The sequence below is a fragment of the Thioclava electrotropha genome (assembly GCF_002085925.2).
Classification (GTDB): Bacteria; Pseudomonadota; Alphaproteobacteria; order Rhodobacterales; family Rhodobacteraceae; genus Thioclava; species Thioclava electrotropha.
In genome coordinates this window covers 2,490,768-2,506,313 of record NZ_CP053562.1, presented here as the reverse complement: position 1 = coordinate 2,506,313, position 15,546 = coordinate 2,490,768, and the positions used below count along the sequence as shown (strand labels likewise).

Here is a 15,546-nt window from a genome sequence, read left to right as displayed (position 1 = left end):
GGGCAGGCGCCTCCGGCGGGGATATTTGGGTCAAGAGGAAGGGGCGCGCGGCCCCTTCATTGATCTCAGTCCTGCTCGGCGGTTTCCAGCTTTTCCAGCGCCGCCATCCAAAGCGCCTCGGCCTTCTCCATCGCCTTGGTCGCCTCGGTGTGCTTGGCCTGCCAGATCGCGAGATCTCGGGCTTTTTCAGGTTCGTAGAGCTTGGGGTCGGCGAGTTTCGCGTCGAGCTTCTCGAGCATGTCGCTCAGCTTCTCAACCCGGGCCTCGCAGTCGCGGACCTCGCGCTTCATCGTCGTCATCGCACAGCGCGACGGCTTCGCGGCTTTCGGTGCGGCCGATTTCGCGGGCTTGTCCTCGGGCGGCGGCGCCAGCAACTCCGCGCGGTAGCTTTCCAGATCGCCCTGATAGGGCGCGACCGCGCCGCCTTTGACCAGCCAGAGCCGGTCCGCGACCAGTCCCAGCAGGTGCATGTCGTGGCTCACAAGGATCACCGCGCCGGAATATTCGGTGAGCGCGGTGACCAGCGCCTCGCGGCTTTCAATGTCGAGGTGGTTGGTCGGCTCATCGAGGATCAGGAGATGCGGCGCATCCAGCGTCGCCAGCAACAGCGACAGCCGCGCCTTCTGCCCGCCCGAGAGCTTGCCCACCGCCGTCTCCGCCTGATCTGCGCCGAGGCCGAAGCCCGCAAGCCGCGCTCGCAGCTTGGCGGGATGCTCGTCGGGGCGCTCGCGCTTGAGATGGGTGAGCGGCGTCTCTTTCAGGTCCAGCTCGTCGACCTGATGCTGCGCGAAATAGCCGATCCGCAGCTTGGACGAGCGCGTGATCTTGCCGTCCATCACCTGAAGTTTGTCCGCCAACAGCTTGGAAAGCGTGGATTTCCCCTCGCCGTTCCGGCCCAGCAGCGCGATCCGGTCGTCCTGATCGATCCGCAGGTTGAGCTGCTTGAGGATCGCGGGCCCGCCATAGCCCACGGCGGCACCTTCCATCGCGATGATCGGCGGCGAGAGCTGTTCCGGCGCAGGGAAGGTGAAGACCTGTTTCGCCGCTTCTTCCGGGGCGGTGATCGGCTCCATCTTCTCGAGCATCTTGACGCGCGCCTGCGCCTGCTTGGCCTTGGTGGCCTGCGCGCGGAAGCGATCGACGAAGCCCTGCAAATGGGCGCGGCGGGCCTCCTGCTTCCTGGCCTGGGCCGCCTGCGCCTCTCGCCGCAGCCGGCGGGTGCGCGCAAACGTGTCGTAGCCGCCTTGATAAAGCGTGAGTTGCCGATCCTCGAGATGCAGGATCGAGCCCACGGCGCGGTTGAGCAGATCGCGGTCGTGGGAGATCACGATCACCGTATGCGGGTAGCGCATCAGATAGCTTTCCAGCCAGAGCGCGCCTTCAAGATCGAGATAGTTCGTCGGTTCGTCCAAGAGCAGCAGATCGGGCTGCGCGAACAGCACGCCCGCGAGCGCCACGCGCATCCGCCAGCCGCCGGAGAAATCCGAGCAGGGGCGCTTTTGTGCCTCCATGTCGAAGCCGAGGCCCTTCAGGATGGCGCTCGCTCGCGCCTCGCCGGACCACGCGTCGATATCGACCAGCCGCGTCTGCACCTCGGCGATGCGATGCGCGTCGGTCGCCGTCTCGGCCTCGGCCAGAAGGCTCGCACGCTCCTCGTCGGCGGCCAGCACCGTATCGAGCAGCGAGGTCGAGGAGGACGGCACTTCCTGCGCCACGCCGCCGACCCGGGCGCGCGAGGGCATGCCGATCTCGCCGCCATCCAGCGTCAGCTCGCCCCGGATCAGCCGGAACAGTGTCGTCTTGCCCGCGCCGTTGGGGCCGACGAGGCCGACCTTGTGGCCTTCGGGAATGGTGGCGGAGGCGTTCGCAAAGAGCGGACGGCCGTCGATCGAAAAGGAGATATCGGAGATGCGCAACATGGGGCCTGACTTGGCGCAGGGGCGGGCAACAGTCAATCGCTGCTGCGCGCCGCTGCCCCTTCGGCTTGGCAAAAATATCCCCGCCGGAGGCATCTGCGGGCGCAAACCCGCGCAACGACCTGCCGATCGGCCTTGACCAAACGGTCACAAACCCAATCTAGAGTCGCCGCAGCCCCGCCCATGAGGGCTTTTCAAGGCTTCCCCTGCATGGTAGCAGGCGCGGCAGATATTTCGGACCGGATACCGGCCACGAACCACAAGGAAAGGGTCACACATGGCCATCGAACGCACGCTGAGCATCATCAAACCCGACGCGACCAAGCGCAACCTCACCGGCAAGATCAACGCCAAGTTCGAGGAAGCGGGTCTGCGCATCGTCGCGCAGAAGCGCATCCAGCTGACCATGGATCAGGCCGGCAAGTTCTACGAAGTCCACAAAGAGCGCCCCTTCTACGGCGAACTGTGCGAGTTCATGGCATCCGAGCCGGTCGTCGTTCAGGTGCTCGAGGGTGAAGGCGCGATCGCCAAGAACCGGGAAGTGATGGGCGCGACCAACCCGGCGGAAGCCGACGAGGGCACCATCCGCAAGGAATACGCGCTCTCCGTGGGTGAAAACTCGGTGCACGGCTCCGACGCTCCGGAAACCGCTGCGGAAGAAATCTCGTTCTTCTTCTCGGGTCTCGAGATCGTCGGCTGATCTAGCGTTTCGCGATCAGACCAATTTCCGAGAGGGCCGCGTCCAGCCGGGCGCGGCCCTTCTCTTTTGCGGATTGGGTGGTGCTGTCGCTCGCCGCGATCCGCGCCTTAAGTGCATCGAATTTCTTGCGGAATTCGGCCTTCTCGGCGCCGCGGCAATCGTTCCACGGACGCCCCTGCAGCGCCATGTTCAGCGCGTAATAGCCGATGAAATGGGCGGGGTTCCCGACTTCGATCCAGGCGGCATAGGCGGCGTCCGCGCCGATCTCGCGCAGTTCCTCGGCCGAGGTGATCCCGGCGCGGATAAAGCCTTCGGCGGTGGCGGGGCCGATCCCCTTTATGGATGTGAGAGAGGTGCTCATCGTGCCGGACGGTCCTTCGGGGCGCGCGGTATCAGTATCGCGCGGGCTGGCGTCGGGACAGTTTGAGAGCGGACTTCGCGCCACGCAAGAGCAGCGCGAAGAAGAGATCGAATGGCGGGCGGCGCGAAAACCGGCGGGAATGAAGAATGCCGGTTGCGGGGCCTGCCTGCGCCGCTATCATAGCGACGCGAGAAAGGGCGTCAGATGGACGCCCAGTCGTCGAATACGGTGCCGTTCTGTTGGGTCGTATTGCCCGTTTGGCCTTGTTGCTGGCCAGGACGGTTCGTGCCGCCTTGCTGTTGCTGGCCTGATTGAGTGCCCGATTGCTGTTGCATGACCTAAGCCTTGTGATGAGTCGCGTTTAGCGGGGTCTTCCCGTTGGTGCGACAAGTAGACACAGGCTCTCGCCGGGAAAAGGGGTGGTCAAGCGAAACTGAATTTTGATCTCTTTGCCGTGAGCGTGTGTCATGAAACTGTGACGTTGGCGCCACGAAAGCGCTGCTGCGCATGGCAATGCGTCAGAAATATGGACCTACTGGAGCGTCATGTCGCGGCGGTTATTCCGCGGCGCGTGCGGTTGCGCAGATCGACAGCGGCTGCAGGCCGGGCAGGCTAAGCATCGCCTCCAGCGCGGTGTTGTTGTCGACCAAATCGGCGAGCGTCTTGCGGTCCAGCGTCCCGTAGAAGGCCTCGAGCGCATCACTCAGCGCATCGCGGAACAGACAGGCGTCGCGGAGCGGGCAGGTGTTGGTCTCGGTATCGAAACATTCCGCGAAGGGCAGGGCGGCCTCGAAGGCGCGCAGCACCTTGCCCACGCCGATCTCTTCGGGCGGGCGGGCAAGCTGCATCCCACCGGCGCGACCGCGCAGGGTGGTGATGAAATTCTCGCGCGCGAGCGTGTTGATGACCTGCGCGAGATGGTTCTCGGACGCGTTACAGGCTTCTGCGATCTCATGCTTGCGCACGGTGCGATGCGGATTGACCGCGCAGAACATCAGCACGCGCATCGCGAGATTGGTTCGTGTGGTCAGACGCATCGCAACTCCTCCAGCTCACGAAGCGGTGATATAGGTAAGTTTACCTCGTAGGTTTGACCTATGTCACGTTCCTTGAAAATTTTCGTCACAGAGCGGGTCTGGCGCAAGCGGGGATCCGCCAGAGGCAATATGCGCGGGACGTAGATGCGCGCTGCGCCCGGCGCGGCGAATGCGTCCATTTGTCAGACTCCTCACACACGGATGCGTGAGTAAATGAGAGGTGTGATCCCGCCGCGTGGGTTGGTCCAGCGCGGCGCGGGTGATCTGATCCGTCGCGTTGTGGGCCGTTCGGCCCCGCGCGGCGATGGCCACCGGGAGGGCAAGATGAGCATTCAAGCTGAGGCACCCGCCGCGCATAGCCGGCTCGAGCATTTTCCGATCACCTTCTATGCGACGACGATGGGGCTCGGGGGCTTTACGCTGGCGCTGCGTGCGGCAGCCAAGCCGCTCGGGCTCGGGCCGTTGCCCTATCAGGTGATGTTCGCGGTGACCGCGACCGTGTTCGTGCTGATCTCTGCCTTCTATCTCGCCAAGGCCATGCGGCACCCGCAAGCTGTGAGCGCGGAATGGCATCACCCGATCCGGCTCGCCTTCTTCCCGACCGTCGCGATCTCGCTGTTGCTGCTGGCGACCGGGGCGCTGACGGTCTCGACCTCGCTTGCGCTCCTGCTGTGGCTGGCGGGTACGACTCTGCAGGGGATCATGACGCTCGCGGTCGTGACCAACTGGATCGGGACGCGCAGTTTCAAGCACGGGCAGCTGAACCCGGCATGGTTCATCCCGGCGGTGGGCAATGTGATCGTGCCGGTGGCGGGCGCGCAGCTCGGCTTCATCGAGATCAGTTGGCTGTTCTTCTCGGCCGGGATGCTGTTTTGGCTCGTGTTGTTGACGCTGGTGTTCAACCGGCTGATCTTCCACGACCCCCTGCCGAGCAAGCTGCAGCCGACGCTGGTGATCCTGATCGCGCCGCCCGCGGTAGCCTTCATCGCGTGGCTGCGTCTGACCGGCGAGCAGATCGTGCCCGGGGCCGAGATCGGGCACGGCGTCGATCCCTTCGCGCATATCCTTTTGTCGCTGGCCTATGTCTTCGCCGCGCTCGTCGCGGTGCAGCTGCCGCGCATCCTGCGGCTGCCCTTCGCGATGAGTTTCTGGGCGCTGAGCTTCCCCATCGCGGCGCTGACCATCGCGACATTCCTGCATGCCGAATACGCCCATTCAGAGCCGCATCTGCGCATGGCGGTGGCGTTTCTCGCGATCCTTGCCGTGGTGATCGTAGGGCTCGTCTGGCGCACGGGGCTTGCGATCCTGCGCGGAGAGATTTGTCAGCCGGAGTGAGGGGGCGCGCCCCGAGGGGATGATCGTTTGTCTTTGCATGAGGTCAGGCGCTGCTCGGGGCTCGTCGTCCCGGGCGGAGCTATGCCCAAGCGCTGGAAGTCGGACGCGCCCCTCATCCCCTCGCACGGCAGCTTGACCTCCCGCGAGGGCTGGCGCAGATTTCGCGGGCGAAAAGGAGGGGCGATCATGGCTCTGGAAGATGCGAAAACCCAAGTGGATCAGGCTTTTACGCGGGCAGAGGCACGTGGCCTGAGCTTCGAGAATACCTTCGGCGGGGCCACCAGCTTCCTGCGGCGGCGCTATACGAAGGACCTCGCGGGCGCGCAGATCGCCGTGACCGGCATCCCCTTCGATCAGGCGGTGACGAACCGCCCCGGTACGCGTTTCGGGCCGCGGGCGATCCGCGAAGCCTCGACGCTGCAGGCGTTCGACGCGCCCTATGGCTGGGGTTACGACCCGTTCTCGGAACTCGCCATCGTCGATTACGGTGACATGCCCTTCGACTATGCCAATGTGCCGGAAGTGCCGGGCCGGATCGAGGCGCATCTGGGCGCGATCTTCGGGGCGGGCGTCGTGCCGATCACGCTGGGCGGCGATCACTTCATCACCCTGCCGATCCTGCGCGCGGCCGCTGCCGCCCACGGGGAGATCGCGCTCGTTCAGTTCGACGCCCATTCCGACACCTGGGCCGATGACGATATGGACCGGATCGACCACGGCACGTTCCTCTACAAGGCGATCAAGTCGGGCGTCGTGAGAGCCGAGAATACCGTCTCGGTCGGTATCCGCACCGACAATCCCGATACGCTGGGCGTGACGATCGTGGATGCGCCTTCGGTGCATCGCGAGGGCGTCGAGGCCACGCTGGAACGCATCCGCGCGGTCGTGGGCGACAAGCCCTGTTACATCACCTTCGACATCGACGGGCTCGACCCGGCCTTCGCGCCCGGCACCGGCACGCCGGTCTGGGGCGGTCTGGCCAGCTGGCAGGCGGCAGAGCTGTTGCGCGGGCTGAAAGGGATCAACCTGATCGGTGGCGATGTGGTCGAGGTCTCTCCGCCCTACGATCCGACCGGCGTGACGGCCATCGCGGGCGCCCATGTCGCGACCGAGCTGATCGCGCTGGCCGGTTGGGGGCTGCGGGAGGGCGCGGCATGAATCGGGCCGTGACGATCCTCGCGCTCGGGTTGGCTGCGGTTGCCGTAGCCGATGGCTGGGTGCGCTTCGCCCCGATCGACCCTGCGCGCTACAAGGTCGAGGGCTTGGCGAAAGCGCCCGGCGATCACCCCGAGACGGGCGGGTTTCAGGCGGCCCGCGAGGTCTCCGATCCGCTGGTGCAGATGGCCGCACTCGACAAGATCATCCGCGCCACCGCGCGCACGAAACAGGTGGCGGGCAGCGTCGATGAGGGGCATGTGGCCTATGTCACCCGCTCCGCCTTCTTCGGCTTTCCCGACGTCACCACGCTTTGGGTCGAGGGCAACACGCTGCAAATCCGCGGCCATCTCGTCTACGGCAAATCTGACCTTGGCGTGAACAAGGCCCGGATCATGGGCTGGCTCGACGAGGCGGGGCTGTAGGGGGGCTGATCCGAGGCGCGCTTGCCGGGTCACAGCGATCAACTCTGACGGCGCGCTCCCTTGCGAAGAGAGGGGCGAAGCCTAAGTGAGGCTCCATGCAGCCGGAGCCAGCATGACCACCATGTACCGTTATTTCTCCTGGGCCATCGCCGTCACCATCGCGGGGCTGGTCGGGTCGTTCGCGCTGGGATTTGCCCAGACCGGCGGGCTTGGCGGCGCGGTCTCTTTCCTGATGATCACGGCGGTGCTCGCCGTGCTGGAAATCTCGCTGAGCTTCGACAACGCGATCGTCAACGCCAACAAACTGCACCAGATGACGCCGAAATGGCAGCGTCGCTTCCTGACATGGGGTATTCTGATCGCGGTCTTCGGGATGCGTATCCTGTTCCCGCTGCTGATCGTCGTGATCGCCGCCGGGATCGGACCATGGGAGGCGGTGCAACTGGCCGCGAAACACCCGGCGGAATATGCCGAGATCATCGAGGACGCGCATCTGTCGATTGCGGGCTTCGGCGGGGCCTTCCTGATGATGGTCGCGCTTACCTATTTCATCGACGAGGGCAAAGAGGTCGACTGGATCCGAGCGTTGGAGCGCCGGTTGCGCGCGCTCGCCTCGATCCGCGGGCTCGAGATCGGCCTCGTGCTGCTCGTCATTCTGGCCTTCACCTGGATCCTGCCCGAAGGGCGTGAGGACGAGTTCATGTTCGCATCGATCTGCGGGCTTGCGACCTTCCTGGGTGTCGAAGTGCTCAGCCACGTGCTCGACCGGACGAATCTCGCTGCCGAGACGGCCAAGGCGGGTCTGGGCGCGTTCCTCTATCTCGAAGTACTCGACGCGTCCTTCAGCTTCGACGGGGTGATCGGGGCCTTCGCGCTGACCCAGAACCTGTTCCTGATCGCCATCGGTCTCGGTATCGGCGCAATGTATGTGCGCTCGATGACCCTGATGCTGGTGGAGCGCAACACGCTGAGCGAATTCCGCTATCTCGAGAATGGCGCCTTCTGGTCGATCCTGATCCTCTCGGTCGTCATGTTCACGCAGACGCTGGTGGAAGTGCCCGAGGTGATTACCGGGCTGATCGGGGCGGGGCTGATCGGGCTCGCGCTGCTGTCCTCGATCCGCTTCAACCGGCGCAGCAGAGCCGCCGTCGAGAGTTGAAATTTTCTTGACAGACTGCGGCGCGCGCGGCACAGCAGGGGCACTTCGGTTCCGCCTTGGCGGATGAAAAGGGAACCCGGTGCGATGCGTGCATTCATTCCGGGGCTGCCCCCGCAACTGTGAGCGGCGAGTGACGGCTGACTGAGCCACTGGGGCGACCCGGGAAGGCCAGCCGAAACCAAGACCCGCGAGCCAGGAGACCTGCCGAGGCGCTCATCCTTTCTGCCTGTGCGGGCGCGCAGCGGAGGCGGTCTTCCGTCAGTGGTGACATTCTCACCGTCGGCGGAAATTCCAAATTTCCAAAGACTTATGATACGAAGTTCACGCGACCGCAGAGTCGCGATACGAGGGAATTGGATATGATCCGCACCCGTTTGACCGTGGGCCTGATGCTCACCACCGCGCTGGCAGCCCCCGCGCTCGCGCAAGACAGCCAACCTTACCAACTCGATGAGATCGTGATCTACCACGGCGCGCTCGAGCCGCAATCGTCGGACAAGACCGCGCAGGCGGTCACCGTGCTGTCGCGCAACGAGCTGGAGCGTTCGGGCCAGACCCGCCTTGCCAATCTGATCGCGCAATCGCCGGGCGTCGGCATCCTGTCGCGCGGGCCGATGGGCGCGCAGACCGGCTTCACCATCCGCGGCGTGTCGCAGAACTACGTGAAGGTTATGGTGGACGGGATCGACGTCTCCGACCCATCCGCGCCGCAGGTGCTGCCCGATCTGGGCCGGTTCAACACGTTCAATTATGACCGGGTCGAGATCATGCGCGGCTCGCAATCGGCGGTCTATGGTGGGCAGGCGGTCGCCGGTGTGATCAACCTCGACACGCCGCGCCCGACCGAGGATGGCGTGAGCCAGAGCGTCAAGTTCGAGCTCGGCTCCTACCACACCGCGAATGCGGCCTATAACTTCGGTTGGAAGAAGGGCGATGACGAGCTCGCGATCCAGCTGTCGAAAGTCTACACCGCTGGTTTTTCGGCGGCCGACAAGAAGAACGGCAATACCGAGAAAGACGGCTACCGCGCCGATCGCGTGAGCCTGCGCGCGCAGAAGCGCATCTCCGACAATCTGCTGATCGGTTTCAACGGGTTTGCCCAGAACGACCGGGGCGAGTTCGACAACGGCTTCAGCTCGCCGCCCACGGACAGCAACGAATACACGATCCACAAGGAGCGGGGCGGGCGTCTCTTCGCGAAATTCACGACAGGTCCGCTCGATCACGAGCTCGGTCTGACCTATTACACGACCTCGCGCTGGTATCCGGTCTATGACTACGGCTACGAGGGCAAACGCCGCAAACTCGACTGGAAAGCCTCGACCGATCTCGGGCCGGGCCGCGTGACCTTCGGCGCGGATCGCACGCTGGAAACCTATACCGGTACCTATGTCACGGGCGATGTCCTGACCGCGGATACGGGCGTCTTCGGTGAATATGCCTTCTCGCCGATGGACGGGGTGAACGTGACCGCCTCGGCGCGCCATGACGATCACTCGGATTTCGGCGGCAACACCACGGGCCGTCTCGGCGTCACCTGGCAGGCCGATGCCACGACCCTCTTCCGCGCTTCGGTGGGCAACGGGTTCCGTGCGCCGTCGGGCTACGAGCTTTATGACGGATATGCGGGCAATCCCGATCTCAAGCCCGAGAAATCGCTGAGCTACGACCTTGGGGTCGAGCGCGATTTCGGCGCGCATAAGCTGACCGCGACGCTGTTCCATATCGAGGTGGACGACCTGATCGACTACAGCAACACGACCTACAGCTATTACCAGACCTCGGGCACCGCCAAGCGGCAGGGGCTGGAGCTGGGCCTGAAAGGGCCGATCTCCAGCATGGTCAATTACAGCCTCGGCTATACCTATCTGGACTCGAAGAACCCCGACGGCCTTTCTGCCGGCTCGACGTGGAATTCGGCTTTCGGGCGGCATACGCTGACCGCCGGAATCGACGCGCAGGTGACTGACAAACTGACGCTCGCCGCCGATATGCGCGTGGTCACCGATCGTCAGAGCCAGCCCGATTACGGCCTTCTGAACGCGCAGATGACCTATGATCTGGGCAATGACAAAGAGGCCTATCTGCGGATCGAGAACCTGACCGACACCGATTACCAGCTCTGGCCGGGCTACGGCACCTCGGGTCGCGCAGCCTATGTGGGGCTGCGTGCGCGGTTCTGATCTGAAAGGGGCGGTTTGCGCCGCCCTTTTCGCCGCCTTGGCGGCGACCTCCTCCGCATGGGCGGAGGAACCTGCGGGCGACGTGCCGCAGCGGGTCGTGTCCATGAACCTCTGCACGGATCAGCTGGCGCTGGCGCTGGCCGATCCGCCGCAGGTCGTCTCGGTCAGCCATTTCGCGACCGATCCGTCGATGTCGGTGCATTGGAAGCAGGCTGAAGATCTGCCCGTAAACTACGGACGTGCCGAGGAAATCTCGATTCTGCACCCCGATCTCGTTCTGGCCGATACATGGTCGAACCCGGACACGATCCGCATGTTGCGCACGCTCGGGATCCGGGTTGAGCAACTGCCGCCCGGCACCTCGCTGCCCGAGATCCGAGGCCGGATCGAGACGATGGGCAAACTGCTCGGCCATCCCGATCGCGCGGCAAAGATGCTCGCGGATTTCGATGCGCGACTGGCGGCGATCAAGACGCCCGCGCCGGGGCTGAAAGCTGCGATCATCGGGCCCTCAGGCTATGGCTACGGGCCGCGGACCCTTGAAGGGCAAATCCTTGAAATGGCAGGGTTTCAGAATGTCGTCAGCGGGCCGGGGCTCGACTGGGGCGGGCGGTTGCCGCTGGAAGATCTGGTGATGGATCGCCCCGATCTGGTGGTCGTCGGCGGCTCGCAAGGCGGCACCGGCACGAGCCGCGCGCAAGAGGTGCTGGCGCACCCGGTGCTACGCGATCTGCCGGTCGTGCGGGGCCTGCGCGATGCAAGCTGGACCTGCGGCGCGCCCGCGATGCTGAATGCGGTGGAGACGCTGGCAAAGCTCGGTCGTAGAATCGAGAAAGAGAAGCTAACGCAATGAGTTATCGCACGATCCTCATCCTTCTCTCCATCCTCTGCGCGGTGCTATTCGCAGCCTCGCTGCTGATCGGGCCGTCGGGCATTTCGCCGCTTCACGGCCTCTCCGCGCTGATCTCCGGCGATGGAGCCGCAGGGCTGGTGATGCGCGAGCTGCGCCTGCCGCGCGCGATCCTCGGGATCGGTGTCGGCGCCGCACTGGGGCTGTCGGGCGCCGCGATGCAAGGCTTCCTGCGTAACCCGCTGGCCGAACCGGGGCTGATCGGCACCTCTGCGGGGGCGGCGCTCGGCGCTGTGATTGCGATCCAGACCGGGCTCTACGCGCTCTTCGCTCTGGCTCTGCCGCTGGCGGCGCTGGCGGGCGCGGGTGTGGCCGTCGCACTGATCCTGATCCTTGCGGGGCGCGAGGGTCGGGCGCTCGTGCTGATCCTTGCGGGGATCGCGGTCTCGGCGCTGGCGGCGGCGGCGACCGCGCTGGTGCTGAACCTCGCGCCGTCGCCCTATGCCGCGGCCGAGATCGTGTTCTGGATGATGGGCTCGCTCGCCGATCGCTCGATGACCCATGTGGCGCTGGCGCTGCCGTTCCTGATCGTCGGCGCGCTGATCCTGCTGCGCGCGGGCGCGGGGCTCGATGCGCTGAGCCTTGGGGAAGATGCTGCAGCTTCGATGGGCATCTCTTTGAAAAAGCTCAGGCTTCAGATTGTCTTCGGCACGGCGCTGATGGTGGGCGCGGCCACGGCTGTAGCGGGCGCGATCGGCTTCGTCGGCCTCGTCGTGCCGCATCTGCTGCGCAAATCCGTGGGCGCGCGGCCCTCGCGGCTGCTGCCGGCTTCGGCGCTTGGCGGGGCGGCGATGCTGACGCTAGCCGACATCGCGACGCGGGTGATCGCGCCCGAGCGCGACCTGAAACTGGGTGTGCTGACCGCGCTGGTCGGCGCGCCGTTCTTCCTGTCGATGATCCGCAAAATGGGGCGCGAGGGCTGATGTTGAAGCTGGAGAACCTCACCGTTCTGCGTGGCGAATGTCCGGTGGTCGATAGTGTCTCGGCACGGGTCGGGCCGGGCGAGGTTATCGGGCTGATCGGGCCCAATGGCGCGGGCAAGACCTCGCTGCTGCGGGGGGCGATGGGGCTTTTGTCGCATCGCGGGGACAGTTCGCTGTCGGCGCTCGACCCGATGGCGCGGGCGCGGGCGGCGGCGTGGCTGCCGCAGGCGCGCGAGATCGCCTGGGGGCTGTCGGTCGCCGATCTGGTGGCGTTGGGGCGGCTGCCGCATGGCCGCGATCAGGCGACGCGCGGGGCCGCCGCGGTGGAGGAAGCGCTGCGTCGGATGGGGCTCGACAACTACCGCGACCGTGCCGCCACGCAGCTCTCGGGCGGCGAGCAGGCGCGGGTGCTGATCGCGCGGGCGCTCGCGCAGGAAAGCCCGCTGATCCTTGCCGACGAGCCTATCGCAGGCCTCGACCCGGCGGCGCAGATCGCGACGATGCAGGTCTTCACCGCCCATGCGCAGGCGGGCGGTGCGGTGGTCACTTCGCTGCATGATCTCGGGCTGGCGGCGCGCCATTGCACCCGGCTCTGGGTGATGGATCGCGGGCGGCTGGTCGCGAACGGTGCGCCCGGAGAGGTGCTGACCGAGGCGCTTCTGGCTGAGGTCTTCCACATCCGCGCGCACTTCAAGAACACGCCGGAAGGGCCCGTTTTTCAACCGCTTTCCACTTTGGGGGTCTGATGGCATTTCCGCCCGAGCGCATCGTCTGCCTGACCGAGGAGACGGTCGAGACGCTCTACCTTCTGGGTGAGGACGCGCGCATCGTAGGCGTTTCCGGCTACGCGGTGCGCCCCAAACGGGTGCGTCAGGAAAAGCCGCGCGTCTCGGCCTTCATCTCCGCCGATCTGCCGAAGATCCTCGCGCTGAAGCCGGACCTCGTTCTGACCTTCTCCGACCTTCAGGCCGATATCGTCGCGGGGCTGGTGCGCGAGGGCGTCGCCGTTCACGCGTTCAACCAACGCTCGGTCGCGGGCATCCTCGACATGATCTGCACGGTGGGCGCGCTGGTGGGCTGCACCGAGCGTGCAGAACTGCTGGCCGCGGGTTACGAGGCGCGTCTGGCGGAGATCGCCGCCAAGCCGCGCCCCAGCCGTCCGCGCGTCTGGTTCGAGGAATGGGACGAACCGCTGATCTCTGCCGTGGGCTGGGTGTCGGAGCTGATCGAGATCGCAGGCGGGCGCGATGTCTTCGCCGATCTGGCGAGAGAGGGCAAAGCCAAGGATCGCATCGTCACTCCCGAACAAGTGATCGCCGCCGCGCCCGAGGTCATCGTGGGGTCGTGGTGCGGCAAGAAATTCCGCCCCGAGAAAGTTTCCGCAAGGCGAGGCTGGCAGGACGTCCCGGCTGTTGCGCGAAACCGGCTGCACGAGGTCAAATCCACCCTGATCCTGCAGCCCGGGCCTGCAGCGCTGACCGACGGGCTCGACGCGCTGGAGGCCGCGATCTGGTCCGATCCGGGGTTGCGGGCGTAATAGTTCTTAGACATAGAGCCCTCGCGCGCTAGAGTGTTCGCGCAGGAACAGAGGCTACTTACCCCGCGGGAGGGGGCATGTTCACGCGTTTTGTACGGTTTTCACCACTCGTCTTGTCAGCTCTGCTGACGCTCGCCGCAGTTTCCGGTTTGATCCTTACCGATTGGTTTCTGGTCATCGCGATCCTCTTCGGTTTCCTGACGCTTGTCGGGATCCACGATCTGATCCAGACCAAGCACGCGATCACCCGGAACTATCCGATCCTCGGCCATCTGCGGTTCTTCTTCGAAGAGATCCGCCCCGAGATCCGCCAATATCTGATCGAGGGGGACGACGAGGACATTCCGTTCTCCCGCGCGACCCGCACGATCGTCTATCAGCGCGCCAAGGATATCGAGGACGCCAAGCCCTTCGGCACCCGTATCCGCGTCTCGGAATCGGGCTATCAGTGGATCACCCATTCGGTGAAGCCGCGCCATATCGAGGATAGCGATTTCCGCGTCGAGATCGGCGGGGAGGCGTGCAAGCAGCCCTACAAAGCGTCGATCTACAATATCTCGGCCATGTCCTTCGGGGCGCTGTCGGCCAATGCGATCATGGCGCTCAACAAGGGCGCGAAGATGGGCGGGTTCGCGCATGACACGGGCGAGGGCGGAATCTCGCGCTATCACCGTGAGGGCGGCGATCTGATCTATGAGGTCGGCTCGGGCTATTTCGGCTGCCGCAACCACGATGGCAGCTTCAATCCCGAGAAATTCGCCAAGCGCGCGCAGGACCCTCAGGTCAAGATGATCGAGCTGAAGCTGAGCCAGGGCGCGAAGCCGGGCCATGGCGGAATGTTGCCCGCGGCCAAGATCACCCCCGAGATCGCCGAGGCGCGCGACATTCCGATGGATCGCGACTGCATCTCGCCCGCCTCGCATTCGGCCTTCTCGACCCCGCTGGAGATGATGGAATTCATCGGCCAGCTGCGCGAGCTGTCGGGCGGCAAGCCGGTGGGCTTCAAGCTTTGCGTCGGTCACCGCCGGGAATTCATGTGCATCGTCAAGGCGATGCTGGAAACCGGCATCACCCCCGATTTCATCGTGGTCGATGGCAAGGAGGGCGGCACCGGGGCCGCACCTCTGGAATTCGCGAACCACATGGGCTTCCCGCTCGTGGAAGGTCTCAGCTTCGTGCACAACACGCTGCGCGGGGCGGGGCTGCGCGATCAGGTGAAGATCGGGGCCTCGGGCAAGGTCGTCACCGCCTTCCATATCGCCAAGGTTCTGGCGATCGGGGCGGATTGGGCGAACTCGGCGCGCGGCTTCATGTTCTCGATCGGTTGCATTCAGGCGCAGTCGTGCCACACGAATAAATGCCCGACCGGGGTGACCACGCAGGACCCGATCCGTCAGCGCGCGCTGGTCGTGCCGGAAAAGTCGACCCGCGTGGCCAATTTCCACCGCAACACGATGAAGGCGCTGGCCGAGATGACGGGGGCTGCGGGCCTCACCCATCCGGGGCAGTTCCTGCCGCATCACCTGCTGGTGCGCGACCGCGAGCGCGATTTCAAAGTGGGCGACGAGATCTATCACTACATGCCCGAAGGGTTCCTCCTGCGTGAGGATGACGACCGCTTCGGCTATCTCAAGCGCTGGAAGCGCGCCCGCGCCGAAGCGTTCGAGCCCTTCGACAGCGGCGTGTGAGATCGGATTTCACGGTATCTTGGGAGAGGCGGCGACGATGGTTGCCGCCTCTTCTTTTTGCCGACGTCTCTTGTTTGCGATGAGGGGAGCGCCCGACCTCGGGTGGGCGCAGGCAAGGTCTCGGTGGTCTTCGCTTTATCGCGCCTCACACCTCCAACGCTGATGCGCGCGGTCAGGCTACAAAAGCGCCCTCCCGGGGGGAGGTCGGGCGCTGCCC

Annotated in this window: 14 protein-coding genes and 1 riboswitch; of the genes, 11 read left to right on the top strand and 3 right to left on the bottom strand. The window is 65.1% G+C overall.

All coding sequences use genetic code 11. From position 1 onward, the window contains the following. Nucleotides 1-65: 65 nt before the first annotated feature. Nucleotides 66-1,919 carry an ABC-F family ATP-binding cassette domain-containing protein gene (locus AKL02_RS11940; RefSeq protein ID WP_083077400.1) on the bottom strand — a complete coding sequence of 618 codons (1,854 nt, stop codon included), beginning with the start codon at nt 1,917-1,919 and terminating at the stop codon, nt 66-68. 274 nt (nt 1,920-2,193) lie between these two features. Here AKL02_RS11940 and ndk point away from each other — a divergent pair, with 274 nt between their 5' ends. Continuing rightward, a complete protein-coding gene (gene ndk / locus AKL02_RS11935; RefSeq protein WP_078520946.1) occupies nt 2,194-2,616 on the top strand; it encodes a nucleoside-diphosphate kinase in 423 nt (140 codons plus the stop codon). 1 nt (nt 2,617) lies between these two features. Here the strand turns inward: ndk and AKL02_RS11930 are convergent, their stop codons facing one another. Continuing rightward, a complete protein-coding gene (locus AKL02_RS11930) occupies nt 2,618-2,977 on the bottom strand; it encodes a TfoX/Sxy family DNA transformation protein (RefSeq protein ID WP_083077397.1) in 360 nt (119 codons plus the stop codon). A 557-nt stretch (nt 2,978-3,534) separates the two neighbouring features. Then, on the bottom strand, nt 3,535-4,014 hold the full coding sequence (locus AKL02_RS11925; RefSeq protein WP_078605692.1) for an RrF2 family transcriptional regulator: 480 nt from the start codon (nt 4,012-4,014) through the stop codon (nt 3,535-3,537). Nucleotides 4,015-4,338: 324 nt separating this feature from the next. On the opposite strand from AKL02_RS11925, the gene AKL02_RS11920 reads away from it, so the two are divergent. The 10 genes from AKL02_RS11920 (at nt 4,339) to AKL02_RS11875 (ending at nt 15,329) form a co-directional block, all read left to right on the top strand. Continuing rightward, a complete protein-coding gene (locus tag AKL02_RS11920) occupies nt 4,339-5,349 on the top strand; it encodes an SLAC1 anion channel family protein (RefSeq protein WP_083077573.1) in 1,011 nt (336 codons plus the stop codon). A gap of 186 nt (nt 5,350-5,535) precedes the next feature. After that, the gene (gene speB, locus AKL02_RS11915; RefSeq protein ID WP_083077394.1) at nt 5,536-6,507 is read left to right on the top strand and encodes an agmatinase; all 972 of its coding nucleotides are present in this window, start codon (nt 5,536-5,538) and stop codon (nt 6,505-6,507) included. Further along, a complete protein-coding gene (locus AKL02_RS11910) occupies nt 6,504-6,929 on the top strand; it encodes a DUF1499 domain-containing protein (RefSeq protein WP_078520942.1) in 426 nt (141 codons plus the stop codon). The genes speB and AKL02_RS11910 overlap by 4 nt, the downstream gene beginning before the upstream one ends. A gap of 112 nt (nt 6,930-7,041) precedes the next feature. After that, the gene (locus tag AKL02_RS11905; protein ID WP_083077391.1) at nt 7,042-8,088 is read left to right on the top strand and encodes a DUF475 domain-containing protein; all 1,047 of its coding nucleotides are present in this window, start codon (nt 7,042-7,044) and stop codon (nt 8,086-8,088) included. A 29-nt stretch (nt 8,089-8,117) separates the two neighbouring features. Next, nucleotides 8,118-8,311: riboswitch (cobalamin riboswitch) on the top strand. A 136-nt stretch (nt 8,312-8,447) separates the two neighbouring features. Continuing rightward, complete coding sequence (locus AKL02_RS11900; protein ID WP_083077389.1) at nt 8,448-10,271, top strand: TonB-dependent receptor plug domain-containing protein; 1,824 nt, start codon at nt 8,448-8,450, stop codon at nt 10,269-10,271. After that, nucleotides 10,258-11,124, top strand: a complete 867-nt coding sequence (locus AKL02_RS11895; protein ID WP_165756956.1) for an ABC transporter substrate-binding protein — start codon at nt 10,258-10,260, stop codon at nt 11,122-11,124. Before AKL02_RS11900 ends, AKL02_RS11895 begins: the two co-directional genes overlap by 14 nt. Beyond that, nucleotides 11,121-12,104 carry a FecCD family ABC transporter permease gene (locus AKL02_RS11890; protein ID WP_083077386.1) on the top strand — a complete coding sequence of 328 codons (984 nt, stop codon included), beginning with the start codon at nt 11,121-11,123 and terminating at the stop codon, nt 12,102-12,104. The genes AKL02_RS11895 and AKL02_RS11890 overlap by 4 nt, the downstream gene beginning before the upstream one ends. Further along, a complete protein-coding gene (locus AKL02_RS11885; RefSeq protein WP_083077383.1) occupies nt 12,104-12,850 on the top strand; it encodes an ABC transporter ATP-binding protein in 747 nt (248 codons plus the stop codon). The genes AKL02_RS11890 and AKL02_RS11885 overlap by 1 nt, the downstream gene beginning before the upstream one ends. Continuing rightward, complete coding sequence (locus AKL02_RS11880; protein WP_083077380.1) at nt 12,850-13,641, top strand: cobalamin-binding protein; 792 nt, start codon at nt 12,850-12,852, stop codon at nt 13,639-13,641. The genes AKL02_RS11885 and AKL02_RS11880 overlap by 1 nt, the downstream gene beginning before the upstream one ends. 77 nt (nt 13,642-13,718) lie before the next feature. Then, nucleotides 13,719-15,329, top strand: coding sequence for an FMN-binding glutamate synthase family protein (locus AKL02_RS11875; RefSeq protein ID WP_078540564.1), 1,611 nt, complete (start codon nt 13,719-13,721; stop codon nt 15,327-15,329). Nucleotides 15,330-15,546: the final 217 nt, after the last annotated feature.

Bases quoted from the DNA above. Each gene is read 5' to 3' on its own strand.
- AKL02_RS11940 (WP_083077400.1), bottom strand. From the start codon at position 1,919: ATGTTGCGCATCTCCGATATCTCCTTTTCGATCGACGGCCGTCCGCTC.
- ndk (WP_078520946.1), top strand. From the start codon at position 2,194: ATGGCCATCGAACGCACGCTGAGCATCATCAAACCCGACGCGACCAAG.
- AKL02_RS11930 (WP_083077397.1), bottom strand. From the start codon at position 2,977: ATGAGCACCTCTCTCACATCCATAAAGGGGATCGGCCCCGCCACCGCC.
- AKL02_RS11925 (WP_078605692.1), bottom strand. From the start codon at position 4,014: ATGCGTCTGACCACACGAACCAATCTCGCGATGCGCGTGCTGATGTTC.
- AKL02_RS11920 (WP_083077573.1), top strand. From the start codon at position 4,339: ATGAGCATTCAAGCTGAGGCACCCGCCGCGCATAGCCGGCTCGAGCAT.
- speB (WP_083077394.1), top strand. From the start codon at position 5,536: ATGGCTCTGGAAGATGCGAAAACCCAAGTGGATCAGGCTTTTACGCGG.
- AKL02_RS11910 (WP_078520942.1), top strand. From the start codon at position 6,504: ATGAATCGGGCCGTGACGATCCTCGCGCTCGGGTTGGCTGCGGTTGCC.
- AKL02_RS11905 (WP_083077391.1), top strand. From the start codon at position 7,042: ATGACCACCATGTACCGTTATTTCTCCTGGGCCATCGCCGTCACCATC.
- AKL02_RS11900 (WP_083077389.1), top strand. From the start codon at position 8,448: ATGATCCGCACCCGTTTGACCGTGGGCCTGATGCTCACCACCGCGCTG.
- AKL02_RS11890 (WP_083077386.1), top strand. From the start codon at position 11,121: ATGAGTTATCGCACGATCCTCATCCTTCTCTCCATCCTCTGCGCGGTG.
- AKL02_RS11885 (WP_083077383.1), top strand. From the start codon at position 12,104: ATGTTGAAGCTGGAGAACCTCACCGTTCTGCGTGGCGAATGTCCGGTG.
- AKL02_RS11880 (WP_083077380.1), top strand. From the start codon at position 12,850: ATGGCATTTCCGCCCGAGCGCATCGTCTGCCTGACCGAGGAGACGGTC.
- AKL02_RS11875 (WP_078540564.1), top strand. From the start codon at position 13,719: ATGTTCACGCGTTTTGTACGGTTTTCACCACTCGTCTTGTCAGCTCTG.